This window comes from Candidatus Zixiibacteriota bacterium (assembly GCA_035380245.1).
Classification (GTDB): Bacteria; Zixibacteria; MSB-5A5; order GN15; family FEB-12; genus DAOSXA01.
In genome coordinates, this window is sequence record DAOSXA010000004.1 from 70,687 (window position 1) to 94,422 (window position 23,736).

At 53.9% G+C, this 23,736-nt stretch carries 15 protein-coding genes and 1 tRNA gene; 9 read left to right on the forward strand and 7 right to left on the reverse strand.

What is annotated here, in order from left to right; genetic code table 11:
- The first annotated feature begins 241 nt into the window (after positions 1–241).
- From PLF13_13690 to PLF13_13715, 6 genes are all read left to right on the forward strand, one after another.
- Positions 242–2,752, forward strand: coding sequence for a cation:dicarboxylase symporter family transporter (locus PLF13_13690; protein ID HOP08327.1), 2,511 nt, complete (start codon positions 242–244; stop codon positions 2,750–2,752).
- A 157-nt stretch (positions 2,753–2,909) separates the two neighbouring features.
- The gene (locus tag PLF13_13695) at positions 2,910–3,779 is read left to right on the forward strand and encodes a zinc metalloprotease HtpX (protein HOP08328.1); all 870 of its coding nucleotides are present in this window, start codon (positions 2,910–2,912) and stop codon (positions 3,777–3,779) included.
- Positions 3,780–3,833: 54 nt separating this feature from the next.
- A complete protein-coding gene (locus PLF13_13700) occupies positions 3,834–5,177 on the forward strand; it encodes a hemolysin family protein (GenBank protein ID HOP08329.1) in 1,344 nt (447 codons plus the stop codon).
- Complete coding sequence (locus PLF13_13705; protein ID HOP08330.1) at positions 5,174–5,842, forward strand: VTT domain-containing protein; 669 nt, start codon at positions 5,174–5,176, stop codon at positions 5,840–5,842. Before PLF13_13700 ends, PLF13_13705 begins: the two co-directional genes overlap by 4 nt.
- Before the next feature lie 86 nt (positions 5,843–5,928).
- Positions 5,929–6,001, forward strand: a tRNA-Glu gene (locus PLF13_13710).
- Between the two features lie 133 nt (positions 6,002–6,134).
- Positions 6,135–8,192 carry a hypothetical protein gene (locus PLF13_13715; protein HOP08331.1) on the forward strand — a complete coding sequence of 686 codons (2,058 nt, stop codon included), beginning with the start codon at positions 6,135–6,137 and terminating at the stop codon, positions 8,190–8,192.
- A gap of 472 nt (positions 8,193–8,664) precedes the next feature.
- Here the strand turns inward: PLF13_13715 and PLF13_13720 are convergent, their stop codons facing one another.
- Genes PLF13_13720 through PLF13_13730 form a run of 3 tightly spaced genes read right to left on the reverse strand, consistent with a single transcriptional unit; the run spans position 8,665 to position 11,785 of the window.
- Positions 8,665–10,185 (reverse strand): sulfatase-like hydrolase/transferase, encoded by a 1,521-nt coding sequence (locus PLF13_13720; protein HOP08332.1) that lies wholly within the window; start codon positions 10,183–10,185, stop codon positions 8,665–8,667.
- A gap of 6 nt (positions 10,186–10,191) precedes the next feature.
- Positions 10,192–11,601 carry a class I SAM-dependent methyltransferase gene (locus PLF13_13725; GenBank protein ID HOP08333.1) on the reverse strand — a complete coding sequence of 470 codons (1,410 nt, stop codon included), beginning with the start codon at positions 11,599–11,601 and terminating at the stop codon, positions 10,192–10,194.
- Positions 11,558–11,785, reverse strand: coding sequence for a hypothetical protein (locus PLF13_13730; GenBank protein HOP08334.1), 228 nt, complete (start codon positions 11,783–11,785; stop codon positions 11,558–11,560). The genes PLF13_13725 and PLF13_13730 overlap by 44 nt, the downstream gene beginning before the upstream one ends.
- Before the next feature lie 576 nt (positions 11,786–12,361).
- On the opposite strand from PLF13_13730, the gene pruA reads away from it, so the two are divergent.
- Entirely contained in the window at positions 12,362–13,981 is a 1,620-nt protein-coding gene (gene pruA / locus PLF13_13735) for an L-glutamate gamma-semialdehyde dehydrogenase (GenBank protein ID HOP08335.1), read from the forward strand.
- Positions 13,982–14,143: 162 nt separating this feature from the next.
- On the opposite strand, the gene PLF13_13740 is transcribed toward pruA, so the two are convergent.
- From PLF13_13740 to PLF13_13755, 4 genes are all read right to left on the reverse strand, one after another.
- A complete protein-coding gene (locus PLF13_13740) occupies positions 14,144–15,289 on the reverse strand; it encodes a hypothetical protein (protein ID HOP08336.1) in 1,146 nt (381 codons plus the stop codon).
- A gap of 178 nt (positions 15,290–15,467) precedes the next feature.
- On the reverse strand, positions 15,468–16,916 hold the full coding sequence (locus PLF13_13745; GenBank protein ID HOP08337.1) for a glucose-6-phosphate isomerase: 1,449 nt from the start codon (positions 16,914–16,916) through the stop codon (positions 15,468–15,470).
- Between the two features lie 28 nt (positions 16,917–16,944).
- Positions 16,945–18,510, reverse strand: coding sequence for a transglutaminase-like domain-containing protein (locus PLF13_13750; GenBank protein HOP08338.1), 1,566 nt, complete (start codon positions 18,508–18,510; stop codon positions 16,945–16,947).
- 194 nt (positions 18,511–18,704) lie between these two features.
- Positions 18,705–21,809, reverse strand: a complete 3,105-nt coding sequence (locus PLF13_13755) for a M28 family peptidase (GenBank protein HOP08339.1) — start codon at positions 21,807–21,809, stop codon at positions 18,705–18,707.
- A 361-nt stretch (positions 21,810–22,170) separates the two neighbouring features.
- Here PLF13_13755 and PLF13_13760 point away from each other — a divergent pair, with 361 nt between their 5' ends.
- The gene (locus tag PLF13_13760; GenBank protein ID HOP08340.1) at positions 22,171–22,998 is read left to right on the forward strand and encodes a GIDE domain-containing protein; all 828 of its coding nucleotides are present in this window, start codon (positions 22,171–22,173) and stop codon (positions 22,996–22,998) included.
- 13 nt (positions 22,999–23,011) lie between these two features.
- Positions 23,012–23,572 (forward strand): LemA family protein, encoded by a 561-nt coding sequence (locus PLF13_13765; GenBank protein ID HOP08341.1) that lies wholly within the window; start codon positions 23,012–23,014, stop codon positions 23,570–23,572.
- Positions 23,573–23,736 lie beyond the last annotated feature (164 nt).

Below are 23,736 nucleotides of genomic sequence, written 5' to 3' on the forward strand. Positions count from 1 at the left end.
GGGTGTCGTAGTGCGACATCAATGCGCCTTTTTATCTTTTGGCGGCCACTAGCGCCAGGGCGTCTCTTTGTCCCGGTCAGCCGCGAAGCATAAGTGTCTGCACGTTGACAGACAAAGGATTAACGGATGACTCAATTCTGTACGTCAATAGCCGGGACCGGTACCGCCGGATTGAGTCACATTATTGGTTGTATCTTAGATGAACTTCAAAGTACCAAATGCTATCGTTTGGAGCGCGCCGTTGGGCGTTATCTTGGGTGGCCTGGTCGGGTATCTCTGGCCGGACATCAGCGGCTGGGCCGCATTTCTCTACGTTGGGGAGCTGTTCTTAGGGGGATTGAGACTTCTGGTTATTCCGTTGGTCGTAGCTTCGGTAGTCACGGGGCTGGCGGCATTACGGAACACACAAAAAGCCGGTAAAGCCCTGGCGCTGACGTTAGGGTATTTCATCGGCACTACTCTGTTGGCAACGATACTGGGGATTCTGGTCGTTTCGATCATGTCGCCGGGATTTGCCCTGGCCGGTTATCAAGGTGTCGTTGACTCACAGATCCATTCGATGCAGACCGCCAACTCAGCCAATATGATCGGGGTTGCGCTGCAGTCACTGTTCCCGACCGACTGGGGCACGGCTGCCCGGGGGCAATATCTCGGGATCATCATCCTGTCCATGATATTCGGAATGGTCCTGGCTACGATGGGTTCGCGCCAGCGTTCCGTGGCGGATACCTTCCGGGGCATCAACGAAGCCCTGCTGCGTCTTTTCCGCCTGGTGATCTGGGCCACCCCGGTGGGTTTGTTTTTCGTAACTGCGTCAACAATGTCCTCGGGAACCGAATCGCTGGCCAATATAGCCGAACTCGGATATTTTCTGATCGCCTTCACGGTCGGCCTGGCTCTGCATATTTTTGTTATCCTGCCGCTCATCCTGCATTTCTTTGGCGGCAAGAACGTTTTCGAGTATTACCACAATCTTTTACCGGCGATCAGCGGCGCCCTTTCGAGCGGTTCTTCAGCGGCTACCCTGCCGATCACTTATAGTTGTGTTGTCGATCGTAACGCGATCAGCCATCGAGCGGCTTCAATGGCCCTGCCAATGGGCAGTTGTCTGAATTTCGACGGTGCAGCGATGTTCTCGGTAATGGCGGTGATTTTCGCTGCCCAGGCGGCTGAATTCTCGCTTTCGTTCGGTAACTATTTGTTCATTCTGGTCGCAGCGTTGGGGATATCGTTCCTAACGGCCGGGATGCCGATAATGGCCATGGTCGGAGCGGTGTTGACAGCTACGGCAATCGGACTCCCCGACCGTGGTCTGGCGGTTTTGGGATTGCTTTTACCGCTGCAATGGTTGACCGTTCGCGGCAGTGCCTTAATGAGCATTCTGTCCGATTCTATCGGCGCCGCGGTAATTGCCAAACAACTCGGCGAACGTATCGATACTCGAAGAAGCCGGGAGGACTATTCACAGTCACGCGGACGCGATGACCGTCGCAGTTATTCACGGGACAACCGCGACAGTCGCGATTCTCGTGATCGACGCAGTGCTCGCGACAGCCGTACCGACCGCGATCCTCGGAGTCGACGCGATGATGGTAATCGCGACGATCGCCGGAGCAGCCGCGGACGATCCGGTGATTTCGATCGACGGAGCCGGGATCGCCAAAGTGAACGTGAAGAACGCAGTGGGCGACCGCAGAAAATGGATGAAAGCCGCGACCGCACCGACCGCCCGGGACGTCGGCCTCAGGAGCGGTCTGGCCAGTCACCGTTTGCAATAAGAGCGGAATCAGCCGCACGTCAACCGGAGCTGGAATCGCCCGCAGCGCCGATGACAACCGTCGACACCGAGAAGGAATCCACACCAAAGAACGAAAAACAGGATTCCCCCGCCGCTCCGATCCATTACGGTCGGAAACGGAGCCACCATGGTCGGGTAGGCAAGCCGGAGCAACAGGAAAATCCTAAAGATGAGGGTAAGTCCAAAGAATCCAGCCCGGAGCCGAGATCAAAATCGGGACGAAGTAATCCCGGTCGACGCGCCGAAACAAAGCCGATAGCGGCTGAGAGCCCCAAACCGTCAAAAGAAGACAAGGATGTGGAGCCGGATGATATCGCCAACCGGACGGTTCAACGCGAGCGAGCCAAGGTGGCGGCTCAGTTAGCGGCAATGAAGCAGGCCGAAGAATTAAGCCGAGCTGCTCTCAAAGCGGCAGAACGCGTGACGGCGAAAATCGAACAGCGGGAGCAGGAAGCTGCCGAGGAAAAAGCTGAAATCGAGGCTATTTCTTCCAGAGCGGTACAGATCGACTACGTCTCGGATGAGAATCCGGAAAAACCAACGACGGAGCTCGTTTCCGAATCAGTAACGGAAACAACCGAGACGGAACGGGAAAAACCGGAATCGAAACTGCCGAAGCAACCGACGGCGGAAGAATCCGAGAACGAGATTAAAGCTGAGAAAGCGGAAGAACCCGATCGGTCGGCACAGGAACCGGTAACCGAAGCGAAGATCGATGAAGAACCTCGGTCTGCATCCGATGAGGAAGTAGACACTGAGGATGACGACGAACCGGATATCCAGTACGGACGTCCCCGACGCAATCGCGGTAATATCCGAAACGGCGAGGAAACATCCGACGACAATGACAACGGAGAGACCAACGTGGCGGTGATGGATGAGCCCAAACCGCTCGATGATTTCTCGAACGAGAATATGTCGTTCGGCCGCACCCGGAAAAAACGGACACGTTAAGACTGTCCATCGAGTCGATATTGACCCGGTTGCGAAAAATACGCAACCGGGTCTTTCTTGCAGGGAACTTATTGGCTGTTATCTCGATATTACCTGTAGGAAAAACAATTGACCCGGCCCGTGCGGGAAGGTTAGATTTGTCTCAACGGAGAAGGATATGAACAGCCTTAAAGTCGCCATAATGATGATCGCCCTGATGGCCCTGTTCGTGGCTGTGGGCTATGTCGTAGGCGGCCGGAGCGGTATGGTTATCGCCCTGGTTTTCGCTATGGTGATGAATTTCTTCAGCTATTGGTATTCCGACAAGGTTGTACTAAAACTCTACCGAGCTCGAGAAATCCAGGAGCAGGAACACCCGCGCCTGTATCGAGTAGTGAAACGAGTAACCACGACAGCGATGATACCGATGCCGAAAGTTTGTATCGTACCGAGCAAGGCTCCAAATGCCTTTGCCACCGGACGTAACATGAACCATGCCGCGGTCGCTGTTACCGAGGGTATGCTGGAGATTCTGAATGAAGAAGAGCTTGAGGGTGTGATTGGTCACGAAGTGGCTCATATCCTCAATAAAGATATGCTAATAGGCACGATCGCAGCAACTTTCGCCGGCGCTATCGGCATCCTGGCGAGCATCGCCCGCTGGGGAGCGATATTCGGCGGCTACGGCCGGAGCGATGAACGCAACGGCGGCGCGATCGGTCTTTTAGCCGCAGCTATCGTAGCGCCACTCATGGCGATGGTTATCCAGATGGCTATCTCGCGACAGCGGGAATACAAAGCCGACCGCGTCAGCGGTCTTATGACCGGCAAACCGCTCGCGCTCGCCTCGGCTCTGGAAAAACTTCATCGTTCCCCCAACCGACGAGCTTTCGCGGGTAACCGGGCAACGGCGAATCTTATGATCGTCAATCCACTCTCGGGACGCGGTATTGCTTCCTGGTTCTCGACCCACCCGCCGCTCGAAAAACGCATTGAGAGACTTCAAGAACTGGCCAAGGAGGCCCCGTACCAGAGCTATGTCAGATAACTTATCGGACGACCCCTCAGACTTTCCTGAACGAATCAAGGGAGTGAGGCCCTGATGGACAACGCTCCCTTGATTCAGATCGTAGCGATCCTGTTGTTGATCTGCGCCAACGGCTTCTTTGCCATGTCGGAGTTTTCCATCATTGCCAGTCGGCGCTCGCGGCTTCGGCAACAGGCGGAAGACGGCCGTCCCGGGGCCGAAGCGGCCGAGAAACTCAACCGCAAACCGGATGAATTCCTGGCCACGATTCAAATAGGCATTACTCTGGTCGGAACGCTGGCCGGTGTAACGGGCGGCGCTACAATCGTGGAATGGCTCCGGAAAATACTCACCGTCAGTTCGATCCCGGCCGTAGCAGGTGCGGCCAAATCGCTTTCGGTGGTGATCGTAACAATCCTGATAACGGTCTCGACCGTGACACTCGGGGAACTGGTGCCGAAATATATCGCACTTTCCAATCCCGAGCGTTATGCCCGCTGGATCGCCCGACCGATCACGATTTTTACCCAGATCAGCCTGATTTTTGCCCGACTGCTCAGCGCCGTATCCAATTTCATTCTCAAGATTCTCGGGGTGAAACACAATCCGGCACGCTCTGCGGTATCCGAAGACGAAATCAACCTGATGATCTTCGAAGGACGCGAAAAGGGTGTGTTCGATGAGACCGAGGAACGACTGATAAAATCGGTGTTCGATTTCGCCGACTCACCGGTCAGCCGCGCCATGACCCCCCGTACCGATGTGGTCGGGATCGACATCGCCCTCGAACCGGCCCAGATGTTGCGGAAAGTGGTCGAAAACGGCTATAGCCGCTATCCGGTTTATCAGGACACGATCGACAACGTTGTCGGTATTTTGTATGCCAAAGACCTGCTGGAGCAGGAGCTCAACACATCGGCTATCGTAATGGCCGATCTGATCCGCAAGCCAACCTTCGTGCCGGAATCGATGCCTCTTTCGGCGCTGCTGTCCAAATTCCGAAGACATAAAGGGCGAGTCGCGATCGTCCTGGATGAATTCGGAGGCACGGCCGGAATAGTCTGCCTGCAGGATATTATCGAGGAACTGGTGGGTGAAATACAGGACGAGGACGACAAAGACCCGCCCGAGTTGGTCAAACATTCCGACAACGTTGCCTATGCCGACGGCTCGGTCTGGCCGGGAGCAATCAATGAGTTAATGCACTGCCGTCTGCCCGAGGCGGACCATGATACTTTAGCGGGACTGATTATCGAGACTATGGGACGTCTGCCGGAGAAAGGGGACTCGATAGTTATCGCCGACATGAACATCACCGTGCTGGTATTGGAGCATCGCCGGGTGGCGCGACTCAAACTGGAACGAATCAACAAAAGCAACGACAACGGCGCCAACGGGAAAGGCAACGGCCGTTCATGAGAAGTTTTTTCAACGCCCCGATGCGCTGGTTACGCAGTCTTTACGACTGGGTGCTGAGCTGGGGTAAGAGTCGCTACGGCCTTCCGGCGCTGTTTCTTTTATCGTTAGCGGAGGCATCCTTCTTCCCCGTTCCGCCCGATGCCCTGCTGATCGCTCTCTGCATGGGGTCTCATACCCGCTGGAAACGATTCGCGCTGGTTTGTTCTATCGGCTCGATTATCGGCGGCGTGATCGGGTATTTGATTGGATTACTGGCGTTCGATTTGATCGGTGAATGGATGCTTAATATCACCGCCTCCATCTCCGGCACCGATCCGCAGCAGTTGCTCGACACCGCTCGTTACTGGTTTAACGAAAAACAGGTGATGGGCATGCACGTAGGCGCCTGGGCGGTTGGGATTGCGGGCTTTACACCGATCCCCTACAAAGTATTTACGATCGCAGCCGGTTTCTTCGAAATGGCTTTTATCCCGTTCCTGGTCGCCTCGGCCATTAGTCGCTCGCTCAGATTCTTCGTGGTGGGGGGGATTATCGGGTTGCTTTACAAACGCTACGGCGACCGGATTCAGGATTTTATCGACAAGTATTTCAACCTCTTGGCGCTGGCTTTCGTGGTTTTACTGGTGCTGGGATTTGTCGCAATAGGTTCGATGGGTGGGGAGTAATTACTCCGACCTCTTTATTTTCTTGACTAAATCTCGATAATCCGTATAATAGGCGGCGTTCGAACCATTCGAACGCACATAACAATGACCCCATCGTCCAGTGGCCTAGGACGGCGCCCTTTCACGGCGCAAACACGGGTTCGACTCCCGTTGGGGTCATTTTATTTTTGCAACATCCTGCTTTTTTAGGGGATTCCAAGTTGTGATGCCTTACAGGCTTGCCTTAAAGGCTAGATCAATATATCATGGAAAACAATTGTATGTACTTACCTGCTGAAGAGGATACCTTGACATGAGACTAATGACCATTGCGCTGACCCTGATAACAGCGACTATTCTTATTATGTCCGCCTGTGGCGACAGCGACAAATCAAGCAATCCCGTCATAACTAAGGATTTCAAAACCGGTGATCCGTCCGAGTACGATGTGGAGAGTAGCTCACCGATAACGGTCCGGGACAGCATCAGCGGCTTTGACTTCGAATTTCCCGAAGGCGGATACGGCAGCCTGACCGTGGCCCCGATCACCTCCGGCCCGACAGCTCCTTATGCCGGTGAGGGTTTTAGCATCAGCTACAGCGGCGCCAATCGTGTCATGGTTCATATTCCGAAAGAAGATGCCTATTGCGTGCTGCTGATGGGCTACGGGACATCGTACGGCAGCCGTGATGATCGCGACGAGGACGACTGGCGCGCGCTGGCCGAGACGGGCTCAACCGACGATGAGGCCGTATTCGAATTGCTCCTGCCGGTCATTTCTCTTACCGGGCGGCAGTCAACTTCAGCCGCCGACCATGACGGTTTCACTTATCATTGGATATCAAAAATACCCTCCGGCAGCAGTGATGCCGTAAAGCTGGAAGCGATTAAGACACAGGCCAACGAGTTTATCTGGCATTATCTCGATTCCCTGCCGGCATCGATTAAGACCGCCGCAATCAGTGAGGTCAACAGCCGACTGACGCCGACTTTTTATGCCGACGATAATTACTACATTGGCTTCACCCGGCGCATTGTCGTGGGGAACTCGACCACCCCGATGATCGGTCTCATTCCCGGCGCCAGCGCTAATACCATCGCTCACGAGGTGGGTCATTACATGAACCATGTGCTGGTGGGCGACGCCGTCTATCTTCAGATCGAGAATTCCGCTCCTGACAATCACGGTGTGGGTGATTCGCATTACTTGAGAACGACCATCGCCGAAGATATGGCCTACTTTGCGCAGTATTTCCTGATCGGGAACGTCAATTCGGCCGATGTTACCGAGCCCGGCCTGTTCCTGCGCGGCAAAGACCCGGAACTGACCGATTATCCAAGCCTCGAAGGATTCGCCGCCTGTCTCCTGGCGCGGCTGAATTCGACCGCCACGACCATCAGGGACGTGGAGAACACTTCGGTTCAGCGTGATTTTCCGGTCGTGGGAGCCGGCTTCCCCGACCTGTTCGGGATTATTGATCGCGGCGCCGTCAATGTCGACCAACTACGCGACCACGTGAAGGAATATCTGGCGAGCACTGGGCAGGCGGCCAAGTATCCGGTGGTGCTGGAACGAGTGGGCTGGCATTATCTGGCCAAGGCGAAGATCGTTAACGAGAACGGCGACCCGGTGGTCAACGCCGATGTCAAATGCGTCTGCAAGGTCGGCTCGACCGAATACTTCACGCGCACCGAGAACGGCTATACCGACAACCAGGGGCAGACGTCCTATATCGAGGTATTCCCCGACAGTTCCTATCTGCGGGTGGAATACAACGGCGCATCGCATGATATCCAGATATACATCGATCCCGACGGACCCACTCACGTAGCGCTCGATCTGGGCGAGTTGGAAGTCAGTACGTTCGACTTGAGTCAATTCGTCTATTTCCATATCGGCGGCTGTGTAAATGCCAAGTTGCTTCAGCACCAGGAAGGTCATGATGACACCGAGTACTGGACCGATCTGTATTTTAACGCCGGTTCCTATATTAAAGGAAGTTTCACCGGTAACGTGTTTACGGCAGTCTGGGATACCGCGATCTACGCCAATCCGGTGAACGACAGCGGCCGGGCAGAGATTGAAATCAACGTACAGTCCCAGAGTCTGGTCGGCGTCCAGACGGATTGGATCGATCCGGCCTCGGGCGATGCGACCAAGCGGGAGTACAGCCTTCAGGTTGCTGCCATTCCGACCATCAAATGGACCGACTTAGACATGACATTCGAGATAACGGGCGAGAATACTTGCCTCTTCCTGAACGGGTTTAGCTATCGGACCTACAACGATCCGGGGTATTACTGGGTGGAGATGACCGACTACGAGTGCAACGAGGAGTCTTTTATTCGAGTAACCGTGTACGCGTATTGAGGTATCGGGAGAGTGATGGGAGTTCATCCGAAAGGAGTGTTGAAAAACCTCTATCGCGGCGGAGACAAGCCCCGCCGCTACGCGTTAAAGAGCCCCTAACCTCGCGTAGCGGGCGGCCTTGTGTCGCCCGCATTACAGACGTGTTCTGACGATTGTTTGGGCGTATGGCTTTTTCAGCAGTCCCTTTCGCGGGAAAGGCGTGAAACGGGTCGTTGGTTTCGAAGCAGTGATTATAGCGCAGGATCGCGGGGATCCTGCGCTACGTAGACGCGGCGGGTATCAGGTGTCGAAATCCTGTGCTCCACCCCTCGGGTGGGATTCGCGAAGCGAAGTTTCGACAATACCTGTCTACTTGAATGCGCAGGTTCAAAGACGGACCTGAGCTACGGCATTATAATTCGAATTTCCCACCCGAGGGGTGGGGCACCTTTGTCCGAAGCTTTCAGATACCCCACCCGTGGACAGGGTATCTCTATCTCACCTTGTCCGTCACGTTTTCGAAATCATACGGATAACTGAACGGGGACCAGAAGACCGAATCCGGCAACAGCGGATAGTCGGTCCCAAAGTAGCAATTACAGACCAGGCGGAACGAGTTGACCGGCGACAAAGAGGGACGCAAAACCGCCGAGTCGACGCCGGGGATCAACAACGCGTTCAGAATCGACAGCCGCTCGTTCAAATCGGTCAGCTTCGACAGATTAAACTGGGTGCGGCTGCCGGGTCCGTGGTCCCCCTGCACCAGCACCACCGGCGGCCGTTCGCCGTAATTCGCCAGGAGCGAGGCGATGGTCGTCTGCAAGCACCCGGTGATGTATTCGATCTGGTCGCGATAGCCAACCACGTATTCCTCGCCCGCCCCGCCAAAAAGTTCGAACGCGGAGCAGTCGGCCAGGTTGAAGGGACGCTCCGGCTCAATCTTCTTCCCCGTCCGGTCGTAAACGAACGGGGGATGCGGGGCAATGAAGTGAGCAAACACCAATTTGGGACGCGGGCCGGGACGACAGTCGGCGAGGCTCTTCAGGGTGAATTCTATCCGTCGGCGATGCAGGTCGTACTGCGAGTAGCGGTTCGGGAAAAGATACGGCAGCGGCGTCGTAGACAAGAGCAAATTCTCGAACTCGTTAACCGATTGGTTCGGATGCAGAAAGCGGTCGGCCGAAGGCAGATCGGTGTACTCCGTGCCGGTCTGGAACGACCAAATTTCGTACCCCTGCTCCCGCAGGAATTCGAACAGACGGTTTTTAGGAAAACGCTCGAGCAACTCGGTGCGATCACGCTCAAGCCGCCACAGGTTAAAAAGGCTTTGCAAATAGTCCAGGTTCAACGACGAAGTCATGGAAAGCAGCGTCTGGCAGTAGTTGGAGCAGGCGGAATCGGCCACATAAAAGCCCTGACTCCGCAAAAATGCGATAAAATCCGTGTTGTCGTAATCATAAATATCGGACAGGATATCGGACCGGCCGTAGCCATCGGGAATGATGTAGTAGATATCGGGACGCTCATGGTTCTGTGAGGTCGCGGCTATGGGGGATGTCAGTAGAGTTACTTCAGAGCGCGACAACATTGACCAACCAATAGCTGCCACCTGCCAGACGACCAGAACCACCGCGGCTAAATTGAGCGCTCCGGTGACCGGTACGAACGAACGGCGAGAACGCCACAGATAGAGCCATAACAAGCCCAGCCCTGCGGATAACAGCCCTCCGGCCAAAACGGGAGCCGACAGAAACCAAAAGCGCTCGGGCAACAGGCAGACCAGATATCCGAAGCTGAAAAACGCCAGGACCAGCGCCGACAACCCCATACCGAGCCGGTGCGGTTCGATTCGGAGCGCACGAAAGACGACTGTCATTATCAGTATCACACCCGTAACTCCCAAAAGCGGCGACAGGGTGCGCGAGAGAGCCATCTCCCCCATATTCTGCGCGGTCAAAAAGAGAATCGGCCAGAGACCGAAGAGAAAGGGATGAATCACCCGCTGCGACAGCACCGGTCATTACCTCCGTTCCAACAAGTACATGATGCGTTGGGTGTTGCAAATACGGTTCGATTCACGAATCAGATAATAGTGTGCGAACGCTTTCTCGAATCCGGTCCGGTTGTAATCGGTAAAGATGTCCACGCGTGAAGTCAGCAATCTTTGCACCTGTGGATCCGATTTAGGAACGAACTCGATCAGCAGCCAATGTCCGAGCCGGGAAAAAGACTCGGCGATCCAATCCAGCGGCAGGTTGTTGCCGATAGCCAGATGATGCACCAGGGCCAGAGCCATAATCAGGTCGGCGGGGCCGCGTTCACGAAGCGACTGACGTTCACGATTGTCCCAGCCGAGACCGGGACTGGGATTGGTCAAATCGAGCACCAGCGGCAGCAAGGTACGACAGCCGTTAGTGTGGCATTGGCGATACGCTTTGTCGACCGCCTGAGGATCGAGATCGAAAGCTATCGTTTGAATCCCCTGTTCAGCCGCGAGAGCGGAATAACGACCGTCGTTGGCCCCCAGATCCCAGACGGAGTGCGGCTTAACCTGATCGAGCACCTGTCGAACCAGTTGCTTTTTATGGGCCGTTGCCTCCGCGGCGTAACCATCGACAGCGTAATAATCGGTCCATACACCGCGCGTCTGACCGGGCACAAGCCCAGTGACCGCGGATTCGAGGGAGTCTATCAAACCCAGCATGGCATTTCGGCTGAATTTGACGCTTTTTCCCGTAAGGTCCCTCCCGGTGTAGCGCTGTTGTGAACGGCTGTGCAGCACGAGGTGAGTTAAAAGTGAGGGCTTCATTCGCGCTCGCAACGGCAACATCGACACGGCCAAATCGAGCGGGAGGCCGTCGATATTACTCCGCAGCAGGGTAATGAGACGAGGATCAAGAAAGCTCATTAGCGCCAGCGGCGCGAGAAAATGACGACAGAACTGGCTGTAAGCTACCCAGGGTTCTTTTTCTTCATAGCATTCGAAAGACAGGGTGTCGATCAACACCGGAACACCGTTGATAAACTGGACGTTGAAGGCGGAGGCATCCTTAAGCGACATACCGAATTGGAGTGCTGTTCGCTGGATGTTGAGCGTCAGCAAAGCGGCATCTTTGAGCTGACTGAAACTCCACTCGTAGGGATAAGAAATGAACGGAACCGGCTCGGGTTCGATAACGCGATAGACCTGTTCGGGCAGTATTTCATCAATCTCGACTGACTTATGCTCAACAAGCCGGTTATCCGAGATCAGGGATTGATACAGCCCGGACTCCATCAACAGGTCATAATGCGAGCGATAACTCCGGTTGATACGACGAAGAATCCGGCCTTGCCGACGGAATACCTGACCGGCAGGATCACGGAACGATGAAGGCTCAGCCGGATCAGGTCCGGTCGGTGTCCGTACGGTGCGCTGCGGTTCGGGCATGATTGAACCTGGAACGAAGATCCTTCCAGTACGACTTGATTACATACGCCGCACCGAGAAGACCGGCCACTATCGACTGAAAAACGAAGCTGCCGGTAGAGGGATCAAGATAAGCGTGAGCATCCTGGTAAAACCATACCAGGAGTAATCCCGTCAACACTAATGTTTTGAATATGCACATCATGGCAAGGCATTCGTCCTTCGAATGGTTCTTCAGGGATTTCCGGTTTCGCAGACAGATTCATCTCCGAAAACCGATAGTTATGTCTTGGCGGTTGAAGTAGCTCGCCTTAACAGAAGCATGAAAATGGAATTATTCTGTACGGCAGTCAACTCTCTATACTAAGGACGTGAAACTTGTGCGGTTGTTGCATCATCCGGGCAAAAAAAAGAATCTCCAACTCGGTTTTTTTTACTGAACATGGGCCGCACCTCGGGCCATACAAAGTCGCCCGCTACGCGAGGTTAAGGCACTCTATCGCAGCCCGGGGGCTTGTCTCCCGGGCGATTAGATTCATGCCGAGCTTTTTCAACAATCTCCTATGGGGGAGCGCCATGGGTCCGACAGGGACATCGGCCTCTCGGTAATGACGGCAGTTGGATCGAAAAAGGGAGGGGGTTACTTGCCTCGGGCCGGTATAACTGTTATTATGCCCGACGAATTGGAGTGGTACGGTCGCTCCATGAATAGATAATTCTGGAATATATAACGGGATCAATCCCAATAAAGACGCATCGTCCAACGATGCAGAGGTTCAAGATGAGTAATTTCCGCGTACCGATTCCCCAAAATGAGCCGGTATTAAGCTATATCCCCGGCTCACCGGAGCATACTGCTCTGCAGCAGGCGCTCAAAACGCTGAAAGAAAACCCGATCGATATCCCGATGGTTATCGGGGGCAAAGAAGTCACGACCGGAACCAGGATCGATATCACCGCCCCGCACAATCATTCCCTGAAGCTCGGTTCATACTACCAGGGCTCCGCGGATGAAGTGAAGCAGGCCGTGGACTCGGCCGTCGAAGCCCAGAAAGCTTGGGAACAGGTTCCCTGGCAACATCGCGCCGCGATCTTTCTCAAAGCAGCCGATCTGCTGACCGGTCCGTACCGGTACATCGTTAACGCCGCGACTATGCTGGCGCATTCGAAAAACGCCTTCCAGGCTGAAATCGACGCGATCTGCGAACTGGCCGACTTCTGGCGCTTCAACGCCTTCTACATGCAGCAGATTTACGAGGTGCAGCCGGAATCGGTCCGAGGTATCTGGGACCGGATGGACCATCGGCCGCTGGAAGGTTTCGTCTTTGCCGTGACACCGTTTAACTTCGTCTCGATCAACGGCAATCTGCCCACCGCACCGGCCATGCTCGGCAACGTGGCAGTCTGGAAACCGGCCTCGACTGCCTGTTACACCTCACATTTCGTGATGAAGATTCTCTGCGAAGCGGGTCTTCCGGCCGGCGTGATCAACATGATATTCGCGCGTGGTTCGGCTATCGGCGACACCGTGCTCAAGAACAAGCATCTGGCCGGAATTCATTTCACCGGCTCGACGGCGGTGTTCCAGAACATGTGGAAAGTGGTCGGTGAGAATATCGCCAACTATCGGGCCTATCCGCGTATCGTCGGTGAGACCGGCGGCAAGGATTTCATTTTCGCGCACAGCTCGGCCGTGCCGGACGAGGTAGCCACGGCGATCACACGCGGTTCGTTCGAGTTCCAGGGACAGAAATGCTCGGCGGCCTCACGTTGTTATATTCCCAAGTCGATCTGGCCTCAGGTCAAGACTACGCTGTTGAAGCAGGTCGGTGAGTTGAAAATGGGTGACCCCGAGGATAATAGCAACTTCGTCAACGCCGTGATCGACGAGGCGGCTTTCGATTCTATCTCCGCTTACATTGACCATGCCAAACAGGCCGACAGCGATGAGATAATCGCCGGCGGTAATTACGACAAGTCAAAGGGTTATTTCATCGAGCCGACCGTGATCCTCACGACCGATCCCCACTCCAAGACCATGGAGGAGGAGATATTCGGCCCGGTGGTAACGATTTACGTTTATGAGGATGATGAATTCGCCAAGACGCTGCATCTGTGCGATCAAACCTCGCCTTATGCTTTGACCGGGGCGGTGTTCGCGATAGATCGCAAAGCGGTCGAGCTGGCGGAGCGGACTCTTCGCCATGCCGCGGGTAATTTCTACATCAACGACAAACCGACCGGCGCGGTAGTCGGCCAACAGCCGTTCGGCGGCGGTCGCGCCTCCGGCACCAACGATAAAGCCGGCGGCATTCAGAACATGCTGCGCTGGGCCTCACCGAGGTCGATCAAAGAAACGTTCGTCCCGCCTCGGGACTATCGCTATCCGTTCCTAGGTTAGACGATCATTCCGTTAAAAGCGAAAGGGCTGCCACATCCTGTGACAGCCCTTTTTTTCGCGCCGTTATTTAACGGCTTCAGTCACGACAGCGGCGACTCCTTTGATCACGCGCCTGCCGCCGCCACCGGTCAAATCGCAACGAGCTACTGAAACTGAAGTCTTTTATTCCGTCGGAAACATGGTTGTAACCCAGCAAACCAGATCGGCTATGTCAATGTCCCCGTTATAATCACAATCGGCGGTCCAGATATAGAACGGAGGCGGACCACCTGCGAACATATAAGATACCAGATAGACCAGATCGGAGATGTCCAGAACTGAGCCGTCATCATTGAAATCACCGTATATGCCCTCTACATCAATTGAAAGAGAACCATTACGGATGATTAAAGCCATCGTATCGACAACAGGCACATAGGAAGTATCAACCGCGATAGAATCACATCCGATACCACCCGGATACCATATCGTCTGCATCCAGTCAAGACAATCATCACCCGACCAGGCGTTACAAACGAAGCAGTTGCTGTCGACCACCTGCTCCGGCATTATCCCAATACAATTACCAAGGTTGTCGGTGAAACAGATATTGCTGGGAGTATCTAGTATTCTGAGAGTGACCGTGCGCTCGGTCAGGGTATCGGGGATATCAAAAACATTCAGGACCAAATAAAAGAGCACTCCGCCTTCTTGCACATATATGCCGGGTGTTACCGGCGGAGGGAACAGATCAGCCAAGCCAACTATTTTCAGATCAAACCCATAAGCACCCAGAGATTGAGTCGAAACTAATTCCCAACCGCTAATAAGGGTTCCGGCGGTATCGATCGCTCCTCCCATAACGACATTGGTGTCAATAGTGTACCAATCCCATTCACCGGTATGTATAAAATCCCAATTTGAATCCTCAGGAACCATAACCGAGTCGACACAGAGTTCCTCCTGCCAATCCAGACATTGCCAGTAGGTCGTGTCGTCAACGAGAATCGAGTCGCCACAGGAATCTCCATACCATACGGAGCATTGCCAGTAGTTCGTGTCAACGACAGCCACATCAGTCAAGGCAAACTGGGCAATATCGGGGCGATCCATCTGAATCCAGAGATCGAATCCCACAACAGTGTCGGTAAAATTGGACATATAAACCGGAATGCGAACACCCAACTGACCTGAGACAGCGTTAGTATCGCCGACATCAATAATCAACTCAGTGAATTGTGCCGCAACCGGAACAGACAGGAACAACCAAAGAACAGCCGCGACAGCCGTTACACACAGCGATGATCGAAGAAAGTGCTTAAAGGACATAACTTACCTCCTGTTAAAATAGCACAAGGTACGATTAATCCTTTAGAAATGACTCAATATGACAGGTCTATAAAATAGTAATTCGGCTTCAATAGAAGTAGGATCGATCGGAAACCTCCTAGTGAAAGCAATATACCTGTTCTGATACACACGTCAAGCAGTTTCGTGACGGCTCCGATCAATCGACGATAACATGATCCATGTTGGCAATCGCCTCGCGGACCTTCTCTCCCTGTTGTTCGAACCCCGGTTTTCCGGCCAGGGCGAACATGGCGCGTTTATAATCCTCGACTCCCGGCTGGATGAACGGATTATGCCCGGCCAGATATCCGGACAAAGCCACCGACCGTTCCATCAGGAAATAGAACTGCCCGAAATTGAAAGCGTTGCGGCGCGGGATCTCGATGGTCATGTTCGGCACCCCACCGAGGAAATGAGCGTAAGCGGGGCCGTCGATCACAAGTTGGTTGACGGCATTCATATCGAGACCGGCCCGGCAGAGATATTCGAGGCCGTCGGCATCCTCGGGATCGGATGGAATAGCTTCTTGTTGTTCGGGATCGCGAAGACGGAGGAACGTTTCGATCATGAGGCGCGGTCCCTGTTGAACCATCTGGCCGTTGGCGTGAAGTTTCTCGGAGTACATCGACGGCGAAACCCACAGACCGTACCCCCGATGCCCCTCGCTTTCAGGGAAAAGTTGTTCCATCCAGCGTGTGAGCTGATAAAGAGCGGTCGAGTTCGTGGCCACTACCTCGATCCGCTTTCCCTTCTCGAAAGACAGATGCCGCACGGCGGCATGGAGCATGGCCGGATTAGCCCAGAATTCATCGGTGTCGGTGCGTTGTTTCATAGCCCGGAAACCGGCCACGAACTCCCGGATATCGACTCCGGCAACCGCCAGGCCGAGCAGACCGACATCGGTCAGCACCGAAAAACGGCCGCCGACATTGTCCGGGACAACGAAAGTCCGATAGCCTTTTTGTTCGCTCAGCTTCCGCAGCGCACCTTTGACGCGATCGGTGGTGGCGATAATGAATTCGGAGGCGCGATCGCCGAGTGATTCTTCCAACAGCTTACGAACAATCCTAAAAGCGATAGCGGTCTCGGTGGTGGTGCCCGATTTGGAGATGACGTTTACGCCGATCCGTTTGCCCTCGATTAAGTTGAGAGTGTCAACGAACATGTCGGGATCGACATTCTGCCCGAGGAAATATATCTCCGGTCGGTTGTTTCGTTTCGAGCGAGGCAGTTGGTTGGCATAAGTATGACCGAGAGCTTTGATCGTGGCCTCGATCCCCAGGTAAGAGCCACCGATACCGAGCGACAGGAAAACATCGACCTTACCGGCCAGTTCATCGGCCGCCTCTTGCACGGCGTCAAGATGACCGTCGGTGAGTTCTTCGGGAAGAGACAGCCAGCCGAGCATCGGGGTGTCTTTATCCAGACAATCCCCCTCGGCATCGTTGAGTTTGCGATGTTGCTCGATAACTCGCGGTGCGAGACGGTCGAGTTCATCGCACGAGATGAACGGCTCGTTCTCCAGGGCGTTGACGATATAGGTCAGATCGAGCTTCAGGCGGTTGTCGTTTTGAAACTCGGCCGAGTCATAATTTTTTCCGGTCATGATTCTGCGACTGCCTCTCCCCGTCCTACTACCACCACACCTGGCGGCCGGTAGTACGGTCAATAGTGAATATCCGTTCCGACTTGTCGGATTCCTTTTTTCTGAGCCAGAGCAATGCCCCCTCCGGAACATTGTCGAACTGCACCCGGCCCTCATAAGCGGTCTGAGTTCCCAACGGCTGCCAGTCATCCTGCCAATAGAACAACTCGTATTCGACCGAGTCCTCGAGCGGTTTCTCTTCGGCGCCGCGCGTTGAGGCCACCCAGCTCCGTTCGGTGATATTTTTGAGCGTCACGGTCGTCAGCGAATCGGTATCGGCAATGAACATATCGATACCGGCCGAATGCGGCACCAGCGGCGGACCGGCGGGTACAACTTCCTCGTTGAGATAGAGCACCGGGAGCAGGATAACATCGGGGCCGACATCCTTGAATACGGCAACCGTGGCGTCAGTCAGACGTTCAATCCGGGCCCAGTCGATCGGCCGCCAGGAACCTGAGTTAAAAACACAAAGGTAGGCAATACCGACCGAGTCCGGAACCGGCTCGGGAAACGATACGATTACCTGGCGTGCCTCAACGTAATCCGCCGTGACATCTTTATAGTTTTTGCCGGCCAGCCAACGCGGGAGTTCTTCTTGTGGCTGGTCAACGAATACCAGATCCTCCGGCTGCGCGGCGTACATTTTTCGGTATGCCTTGGCCAGTTTATGGGCAAGGTTATACTCGCCGGGGTTGGCCTCGGCTCCCATGAACGGAACCACCTCACCGCTCGGCAGCACAATGGCATTCCAGGCATGGTTGTTGCCGGTGGTGGCCCAATGCGGGGTGTAATCGGAGGTGACCGGGATGCCGTTGGCACGTAGAGCGAAAATAGTCAAATTGGTCATATCCTCACAGCGGCCTAACTTGCTCTCCATCATCTCCGACAAACCCTGATCGGTCGGGTGAAAATAGTAACGCGGGTCGAACTTGAACCAGGAACGAATATCGTTGTTAATGAGCGCGGCCGCCTCGACCGGATCGGTTGAATCCTGCATGGCCGAGGCAAGAGTATCGAACATTTTCATGAACGGCGGCCGCCATGATTCGAGCGGTTCGTTACTGCCGCGATAAGGCAGCACGAAATCACGAAATATCTCCCAGGAATAAGTGCTTGCCCAGGGTCGGTTGCGCCAGGCTTTGAAGGCCAGGTCGATATGCTCGATCAGAAAATCCGCCTTGATTTGCTCCAGGTCGTCGAATTTTTCTTTGCGGGCATAGTCCAGTTCGCCGCGTTTGGATTCGATCGTATTGCAATAGGCTTCGAGACTGTCGTAGGTCGGAAAAGTCAGCGGATCGAGATCGACCTCGGTTCCGGAGGTATCATGGAGGTAGTAAGTGACATAGCAATGGCCATCCATATTGGAAATGAGAAACTCAGCTGCTTCGAGTTTGAGTGAGTCACCGAGTGAACGGTAATGATCCAGCACCTGTTCCAGTTCGGCGCGATTATCACCAGCCTTTTCGAGAGCTTCCTCGAGACTGTCGCTGAACGCGACCGAGCCAAGCAGCACAATTGCCGCAACGACAAATATAAGTCCTGTTGAACGCATCTTGGGGTGTCCTTATTATCGTTTTGTTTCCAATAAACTAGGGCGCGAAAGTACACAAGGCAACCTGAATTTGTCTTGCTTTTGTGAATGATTCGAGGCCGGGTGAGGGAAAATTCAGGACACGGACAAGCAAGAGCGGAGCGACCGAAGTCGCTCCGCTTCTCGTTGAAGTAGTTACAAATGACCAAGGGCCCCTATGGGCATTGGAGATCGGGACCACCCTGGAACATGAATGTCACCAGATAAACCAAATCGGCAATATCTCCGGCAGTGCCGTCGTTGTTGACATCGAATGAATTGAGATTCTCCGGAGCCGGACCTCCGGCGAACATCCAACTGACATAAAATACGAGATCGGAGATATCGGGGCCGGTCCCGTCGTTGTTGGCATCGCCGCAAAGATAAGCGGCGGCAATCGAAACCGTCAAACCGCTTTCCCCGGTCGCACCGACCGCATCGGTCACCAGCGCGGTAAAGGTGATATCACCGGCAACGATCGGCGTACCGGACAACAGACCGGACGCATCAAGAGACAAACCGGTGCCGCTGAGGTCACCGTTTTTATCCGAGAAAACCAGTTCCCCGGTACCGCCGTCGGCAAGCAAGGTCTCACCGTAAGCCTCCCCTTCTCTTCCGCCGGGAAGGGTTGTCGTCGTCACACCGGGAACCGAGTTGATCGTAATGGAAAGTTGCTGATCGTCGGCGGAACCGGTGGAATCGGAAACGGTGGCAACGAAGTTGACCGTGCCTGATGATGAAGGTGAACCGGTGATACTGCCGCCGGCAGAAAGCGTCAGCCCGTAAACCGGCAGATTATTATTGCGGTCGGTCCAGGTCAGCGACCCGGTACCGCCGGCGGCGGTCAACGTCTGAGAATAAGCCACGCCCTCGGTCCATTCCGGCAGAGAAGTACTGGTGATAAGAACAGCCGAGTTGATCGTGCACCCGAGCAGCTTCTCATCGGTCTGGCTGGCTTCATCAGTAACCATGGCCGTAAACGACACCGCACCGGCAGTGCTCGGTGTACCCGTAAGTAAACCGGAGGGATCAAGCGTCAGCCCGGAGCCGGAGAGATCACCGTACTTGTCGCTGAAACTGACAGCGCCGGTTCCCCCGCTGGATTCGAGCAGGAATGAGTATGCCTGTCCCACGGTCCAATCGGGCAGCGTTTCGGTAGTGATGTGCGGGATTACATCCTCACACTCATAAGCGAATACTTCGAGATTGTCGATATTCCAACCGCAGTATTGCCAGGAAGCGTCAGTCGTTCCCATAGTGAAGCGGATGTAGACGTTCGCCTGCTCGTCGGCATAAGCAGAAATATCGAATTCCTGAAGCACCCATTCGTCGTCCGATATGGTTTCCTCGTTGGTCCATAACTGCGTCCAACTGGTTCCGTTGGTGCTTATACGAAGATAAGCATGATCGTACGAGGACTGCTCGACTCCGAGCCAGCGATAAAAACGGAGCTTGGTGCCGACCAGTCCGGAGCAGTCTATGGTCGGTGAAGTAAGATGTCGTTCCGACAGGCTGTTTTCGTAGTCGCCGTCGAGGTTGTACCCCATAACGCTTAAGCCCTCGTAGGCTGACGATGGGTCGGGATTACCGTATTGCCCTCCGCCGCCGGTCGGAGCACCGCGCTCCCAGAGGCCGGTGGTAGTCCAGCCCAGATCCGTTTCGAATCCGTCAGAAAACGCCGTGACCTGAGCCGTGGCAACGAAAGTCACGTAGGGGTCCGAAGAACTACCGTCGTAATAAATCCCCTCGTTCAATTCTTCGGCGCTGAAATAATAACGGATCGAGCTGTAGCACGATGCTGCCGGCAGTTCGGCAAGATACTCATTCGGCGCCGTCTCGGTCATGTAAGCGCTGGTGTAGGAAGAACCGTCGACGGAATAATAAATCTGCCCACTGCCGCTGACAGGGATGCCGTCGTAGAGTGATCCCACGTTGACGGCAAAGCTGTAACTTTGCTCGGGAGGAACGATCTCTGGAAGGCCCTCGGGATATTCGAATTGCACCGCCGGGAGCGGACCGAGAGTCTGCGATACGGTGTAGCAGGTTGCCAGACCGGCTTGAACAATCCGCTTCAAATAGTCGAAATTGCAATAAACCGTACTGTCATGCGAGGTATGGTAATAATCCGAGAAGATATACTCGATAGGGAAAGTAACCGTCCACCCCTCCTGGCTGAACGGATAATGATCGGAAGCGGCAATGTTGCCGGCAAGATGACCGGTGATGCCTACCAACGAATCGGACAGTTGATTGAAAAGAACCGAAAGTCCTGTTTCATCGCCGTGGTAAACGGTCACATCGGAATCATTGTCGATGTTGGCGATCATATCCATGTTGAACATGTACACGATATTATCTTCCCGAGCCGCCGCTTCCTCGGCATAGTGATATGAACCGAGAAGTCCCTCTTCTTCGGCATCGAAAAGGATGAACTTGATCGTCATGTCGGTTTCGAGATCATAGAGCACGCGAGCCATCTCCATGACACCAACCGTACCGGAACCGTTGTCGTCGGCTCCCGGAGAGGAGATCACGGCATCGCGATGAGCACCGATAATCACCTCGTGATCCGGGAAACGGCTCCCCGTCTTGATCGCCACCACGTTGTAACACTCGGTCTGAGCACCGGAGATCGACGTCATGAAAGTATCTATCACGATCGAGTCATAACCGAAATCGGTCAGTTTACCGGCTATCCAGTCGCGGCTTACTTTATTGGAGTCGGTTCCGGCATAACGGCGATAGAAAGCCTGTAAACGATGCAAATAGGAATAAAGTGAATCCTGACTGATCAAACTGATCAATGAATCCAGACTGATATCGCGAGAATCCATCGCCAATTTGTCGAGATAAGGCATCGCTTCCGGACGGTATTCGATTTTGATACTGCCGGGGTGAATTCTGCTAAGTTGCGGTTGCTCGGCCTGAATCGAGGGATTATCGAGATCGACGCGGTAGAGTCGAAAGTTGCCGGCCTCGAACAGGAGCGGATAACGATCGACATTGGCGCGATCGAGACGGTTGTCAAGGGCCAGTTGATCGACCGTCACCCCGGAAGCGACATGGTCGCTCTTAAGACCGGAACGGTCGAGAAGAACCGAGGACTTATCGTCGGTCAGAACGAGATAACCGCTACTGAGACGAGCCAGCGGGGTGGCTCCGGTAGCATTCAGCGCGGCGGCATCTTCGGCGCTGCCGACTTCGATAAAATAAAGATCATCCGCCTGTACCAGCGGTGTCAGGGATATCAGGGCAACGAACAGCAGTAGCACTCTCTTCATGGTTGGTCATCCTCTGTGTCGAACGGTGATTGAAGCATTGCGAAACGTACGGATATCAGCCCTGCTTACTCCCGGTTGTTTTGTCGACGTTTTCTCTCCATTCTTAACGACATTACCAGTCAGCAGGAACCGTTGAAGTATACAGCGCGATCAACGCCTGAGCGTTGGCCAATAATCGCGCTCGATTGTCTATGATAAAATAGCTCAGAAGTCCTTTTTTGTCAATCAAACAACCAGGGCCGGACCGATCCGGATCGGGCAGTTATTAGTTGTTCGATACCGACCGAGTCATTTTCTTCGAATTGATTTATTATCCCGTCGTATTAAGAGACGACACTAAGCATAGAGGGAGATCAAAATTATGGGTGCAGAGAATAAAGATCTTTGGGTGGCCATTATTTTTGCGGCTGTCGGAGCCGGTATTATTTTACTCGGGTTCACGACACTGCGCCAATACCGCATCATCAAAGACACACCACGTTCCAAGGTGCGGGCTATCGCCATGGGCCTGGTGGAAATCCACGGCAAGGTGGCCGCTTATCTGGAACAGTTCATCAAAGCTCCCTTCTCCGGCGTGGATTGTCTTTTTTACAAATACGAGATTGAAGAATACCGCAAGGAATCGGGCAAAAACAAATCGACATACACCTGGAAATCGGTTGGAAGCGGCCAGAAGGGAGCACGTTTTCTGGCTGTCGATGAGACCGGTGAGGTACTGGTCGATCCAACGGGAGTCGAGGCAGAGCTTTCCAAATCGAGACGGTACTACCAAAGCGGTAAGATGTTCAGCGGTTCACTTAAATCACTGATAAACCTGATCAAAGCGTTAAAAGATTTCGACGCCGACAAATTCGACGCTCTGGCTGACCTTGACCGTTCGCAGTTGACCCAGGTGTCGAGCCAGTCGCACGCCTGGTCCGCTCATCCGGGAGATCGACGCTATATCGAATACTACATCGATCCGGGCGATAACCTGTTCCTGATCGGAACTGCCGCCAACGAAAGCGAGGCTCCGAACAACATCATCATCAAAAAAGGGAAGAACGAAAAGATATTCATTCTTTCGGATCACGAGGAAAAGCGGATCGTGAAGGAGCTTCTGAAGAAATTCTGGATTGCCGTCATTGCCGGCATGATTTTCTTTTTGGTCGGAGTCTATATGATCCTGAAAGCAACGAACTCATTGTGAGGAAGGCGGAAATATGGGCACGGTTTTAATAGTAGGTCTGATTGCCGTCGCGGCGATTTTCATCGGTTGGTTTATCGGCATTTACAACAGTCTCGTTCGGCTGAAGAACAATATCAAGAAGGCCTGGAGTAATATCGACGTTCTCCTCAAGCAGCGGCATGACGAGTTGTCAAAGCTGCTCGATACGGTCAAGGGATACATGAAATACGAGGAACGGGTGCTTAAGGAAGTGACGGAGGCCCGCACCGCCTTCCTCAACGCCGGGTCGGTGGCCGACAAAGCCCAGGCCTCGAATATGATGACCGGAGCGCTGAAGTCGCTGTTTGCCGTTGCGGAAAATTATCCCGAATTGAAGGCTAATCAGAATTTCATTCAGTTTCAAAGTCGAATCAGCGAGTTGGAGAATCAAATCGCCGATCGCCGTGAATTCTACAACGACAGCGTCAATACCTTTAACATCCGCATCGAACAGATTCCGGATATGTTCATCGCTCGCATGCTCGGGTATACGTCAAAGGAGTTGTTCCAGGTAGCCGAAACGGACAAACAGGACATCAAAATCGACTTCGATTGATGTCAAAACGCAAAAGCTGATCAATCCGGCTGACATAAAAACAGATATTTCCAGAGGCTTTGGAAACCGGGTTAAGTCCTTTCTTAGAGAGTTACAAACACTCCGGGCATAGGGATCATTTCTTTTTTGCCTACTGTAGCAGCCCTATTATTAAGCCCCGTTCT

Excerpts from the sequence above, each read along its gene's own strand:
- PLF13_13695 (HOP08328.1), top strand. The coding sequence starts at position 2,910 with ATGAACAGCCTTAAAGTCGCCATAATGATGATCGCCCTGATGGCCCTG.
- PLF13_13700 (HOP08329.1), top strand. The coding sequence starts at position 3,834 with ATGGACAACGCTCCCTTGATTCAGATCGTAGCGATCCTGTTGTTGATC.
- PLF13_13705 (HOP08330.1), top strand. The coding sequence starts at position 5,174 with ATGAGAAGTTTTTTCAACGCCCCGATGCGCTGGTTACGCAGTCTTTAC.
- PLF13_13715 (HOP08331.1), top strand. The coding sequence starts at position 6,135 with ATGAGACTAATGACCATTGCGCTGACCCTGATAACAGCGACTATTCTT.
- PLF13_13725 (HOP08333.1), bottom strand. The coding sequence starts at position 11,601 with ATGCCCGAACCGCAGCGCACCGTACGGACACCGACCGGACCTGATCCG.
- PLF13_13730 (HOP08334.1), bottom strand. The coding sequence starts at position 11,785 with ATGATGTGCATATTCAAAACATTAGTGTTGACGGGATTACTCCTGGTA.
- pruA (HOP08335.1), top strand. The coding sequence starts at position 12,362 with ATGAGTAATTTCCGCGTACCGATTCCCCAAAATGAGCCGGTATTAAGC.
- PLF13_13740 (HOP08336.1), bottom strand. The coding sequence starts at position 15,289 with ATGTCCTTTAAGCACTTTCTTCGATCATCGCTGTGTGTAACGGCTGTC.
- PLF13_13745 (HOP08337.1), bottom strand. The coding sequence starts at position 16,916 with ATGACCGGAAAAAATTATGACTCGGCCGAGTTTCAAAACGACAACCGC.
- PLF13_13750 (HOP08338.1), bottom strand. The coding sequence starts at position 18,510 with ATGCGTTCAACAGGACTTATATTTGTCGTTGCGGCAATTGTGCTGCTT.
- PLF13_13755 (HOP08339.1), bottom strand. The coding sequence starts at position 21,809 with ATGAAGAGAGTGCTACTGCTGTTCGTTGCCCTGATATCCCTGACACCG.
- PLF13_13760 (HOP08340.1), top strand. The coding sequence starts at position 22,171 with ATGGGTGCAGAGAATAAAGATCTTTGGGTGGCCATTATTTTTGCGGCT.
- PLF13_13765 (HOP08341.1), top strand. The coding sequence starts at position 23,012 with ATGGGCACGGTTTTAATAGTAGGTCTGATTGCCGTCGCGGCGATTTTC.